This window comes from Pseudomonas sp. (genome assembly GCF_050739655.1).
Lineage (GTDB): Bacteria > Pseudomonadota > Gammaproteobacteria > Pseudomonadales > Pseudomonadaceae > Aquipseudomonas.
Window position 1 is genome coordinate 1 of the sequence record NZ_JBOIBY010000324.1, and the last position, 3,149, is coordinate 3,149.

The following is a 3,149-nucleotide window of genomic DNA, read 5'->3' on the forward strand; positions in this document are numbered from 1 at the left end:
CTCCACCCTACACGTATCCCTGATAATTCGGGTGCTGCCGCGCGCAGAATCCGCAGCGGGTTGGCATTTACCGTGAGCTCCGAAAGGGGAGGTCACGCATCATGGCTAATTTAGGCGTTGTTTCCGAAGCGATCGCTCGGGGTCATTTGCAGCTGACTGCACTTTGTGAACTGGCCATGAATATTGGCTCGAAAAGCGAGTGAAGACTCTGCTTTGCGGCTTGATTCAGGCCTCATGTCACCTGCGCTCGTTACACCTGCAAACTCCACCGTTACGTAGCGAAAGCCCCGTAGGACGGCCTCGCGTCCTGGTGAATTGCGTTGGTCAGGGTCGGTTTTTGACCGTTGGTCCGCTGTCCAGGCCGCTTTTGGCGACGTTCGCGACTATAGCAGCAATGATTAAGTGCTTCAATTCCATAAAAAATTGTTATCATCCGCGCCATGACGACTACTGCCCCTTCGACCCCAGGCGTACAACTGCTTGAGGTCTCGCCGGAATATGCCGGCCAACGTATTGATAACTTCCTTCTCGCTCGGCTCAAAGGCGTGCCCAAGACCTTGATTTATCGCATTTTGCGCAAAGGCGAAGTGCGGGTGAACAAAGGTCGGATCAAGCCCGAATACAAGCTGCAGGCGGGCGATATCGTGCGCGTGCCGCCGGTTCGTGTGCCTGAAAGAGACGAGCCGGTGCCTTTGGCCCAAGGTCTGTTGCAGCGACTGGAAGCTTCGATTGTTCACGAAGACAAGGCACTGATCGTGATCAACAAGCCTTGCGGCATCGCCGTTCACGGCGGCAGTGGCTTGAATTACGGGGTTATCGAAGCATTTCGTCAGTTGCGTCCCGATTGCAAGGAGCTCGAACTGGTTCATCGTCTCGACCGTGATACCTCCGGCCTGCTGATGATCGCCAAGAAGCGCAGCATGCTGCGTCACCTGCACACAGCCTTGCGCGGCGATGGCGTCGATAAGCGCTATATGGCGCTGGTTCGCGGAAACTGGGCGTCCTCGATCAAGCAAGTTCGAGCGGCGCTCGGCAAGAGCAATCTGCGCTCCGGTGAGCGAATGGTCGAGGTCGACGAGGAGGAGGGCAAGGAATCCGTGACCGTGTTCAAGGTCCTGCGTCGTTTTGGCGACTTTGCCACCCTGATCGAAGCCAAGCCGATCACCGGCCGCACTCACCAGATTCGTGTCCACACCTTGCACGCCGGGCACTGCATTGCCGGCGACACCAAATACGGCGATGACGATTTCAGTAAGGAAATCCGCGATCTGGGCGGCAAGCGCCTGTTTCTGCACGCCTACATGCTGACCGTACCGCTGCCTGATGGCAGTGAGCTGAAGTTGCAGGCGCCGGTTGACGAGATGTGGGCTAAAACCGTGGAGCGCTTGAGTGCACCCATCTGACTACAAACTGCTGATTTTCGATTGGGATGGCACGCTGGCCGATTCCATTGGTCGGATTGTTGAAGCGATGCATGTGGCGTCGGAGCGGTCCGGTTTTCAGCAGTGTGATGATTTCGCCGTCAAGGGCATCATCGGCCTGGGTCTGCCGGAGGCCATTCGTACCCTGTATCCCGAAATTGGCGATGCCGAGCTGGTGGCTTTTCGTCAGCACTATGCCGATCACTATATCGCTTCGGAGGCCGTCCCTTCGCCGTTGTTCGAGGGCGTAGTCGAGTCCCTCGAGGCGTTTCGTGCCGAGGGTTATCATTTGGCTGTGGCGACGGGTAAGGCCCGTCGCGGGTTGGATCGTGTGTTGAAGTCCCACGGTTGGGAGAATTATTTCGACATCACTCGTGCGGCCGATGAGACCGCCAGCAAGCCACATCCGCTGATGCTGGAGCAGATTCTTGCCCATTGCGAGGTTCGCCCGGAGCAAGCGTTGATGGTCGGTGATTCTTCCTTCGATTTGCAGATGGCTCACAATGCCGGCATGGGGTCGGTGGCGGTGAGTTATGGGGCACAGTCCATCGAAGCGTTGAAGTTGTTCGAGCCACGATTGGCCATTGATCGCTTTTCAGAATTGCATGCCTGGCTGAGTCAGCAGGCTTAATACGTTTTTGCTGGGGTAGATGGCATGACCGACGAATGGAAGGCACCCGCCAAGTCGAGTGCGGAGAGCGGTGACGAAAAAAGCTGGAAGCTGTTGGAAAAGACTTTGCTGGCAGGTGTGCAGGAGCAGCGTCGCTCCCGGCGCTGGGGCATTTTCTTCAAGCTCCTGACGTTTGTTTACCTGTTTGTTGCGCTGTTGCTGTTCACGCCGCTGATGGACATGGAAAAAGCCGCTACCCGCAGCGGTAATTACACGGCGCTGATCGACATTAACGGCATGATCGCCGACAAAGAGCCGGCCAGTGCCGACAATATCGTTGGCAGCCTGCGTGCTGCGTTCGAAGACGAAAAGGTCAAGGGTGTCATTCTGCGGATCAATAGTCCCGGTGGCAGTCCGGTGCAGTCGGGTTATGTCTATGACGAAATCCGCCGCCTGCGCGGCCTGCATCCTGATACCAAGCTCTATGCGGTGATTTCGGATCTGGGGGCTTCCGGCGCTTACTACATTGCCAGTGCGGCGGATCAGATCTATGCCGACAAGGCGAGCCTCGTGGGCTCCATTGGTGTGACGGCGGCCGGTTACGGATTTGTCGGGACCATGGAAAAGCTTGGGGTTGAGCGTCGTACCTATACCTCTGGCGAGCACAAATCTTTCCTCGACCCGTTCCAACCGCAAAAGCCTGAGGAAACTGCATTCTGGCAGGGCGTGCTCGACACCACTCACAAGCAGTTCATCAATAGCGTCAAGCAAGGTCGTGGCGATCGCCTGAAGGACAAGGAGCATCCGGAGTTGTTTTCCGGTCTGGTCTGGTCTGGCGAGCAGGCGTTGCCTCTGGGGTTGGTTGATGGCCTGGGCAATGCCAGTTCAGTCGCCCGCGATGTGATCGGCGAGAAAGAATTGGTGGATTTTACTGTTCAAGAATCGCCGTTCGACCGCTTCTCGAAGAAGCTTGGTGCCAGCGTGGCTGAGCATTTGGCGATGTGGATGGGGTTTAACGGCCCTTCGATTCGCTGATACGGTATCAGGATTAAAAGATCGCAGCCTGCGGCAGCTCCTACAGAGATTGTGTAGGTGCTGCCGCAGGCTGCGATCTTTTG

3 protein-coding genes are annotated in these 3,149 nt (G+C 56.7%); all 3 read left to right on the forward strand.

Features of this window, described 5'->3' with window-relative positions; genetic code table 11:
- Nucleotides 1–440 precede the first annotated feature (440 nt).
- The 3 genes from rluC to ACRESJ_RS15815 are packed head-to-tail and all read left to right on the forward strand — an operon-like array spanning nt 441 to nt 3,066.
- Complete coding sequence (gene rluC / locus ACRESJ_RS15805) at nt 441–1,403, forward strand: 23S rRNA pseudouridine(955/2504/2580) synthase RluC (protein WP_431758734.1); 963 nt, start codon at nt 441–443, stop codon at nt 1,401–1,403.
- On the forward strand, nt 1,390–2,052 hold the full coding sequence (locus tag ACRESJ_RS15810; RefSeq protein WP_431758735.1) for an HAD-IA family hydrolase: 663 nt from the start codon (nt 1,390–1,392) through the stop codon (nt 2,050–2,052). Before rluC ends, ACRESJ_RS15810 begins: the two co-directional genes overlap by 14 nt.
- A gap of 24 nt (nt 2,053–2,076) precedes the next feature.
- Nucleotides 2,077–3,066 (forward strand): S49 family peptidase, encoded by a 990-nt coding sequence (locus tag ACRESJ_RS15815; protein ID WP_431758736.1) that lies wholly within the window; start codon nt 2,077–2,079, stop codon nt 3,064–3,066.
- Nucleotides 3,067–3,149 lie beyond the last annotated feature (83 nt).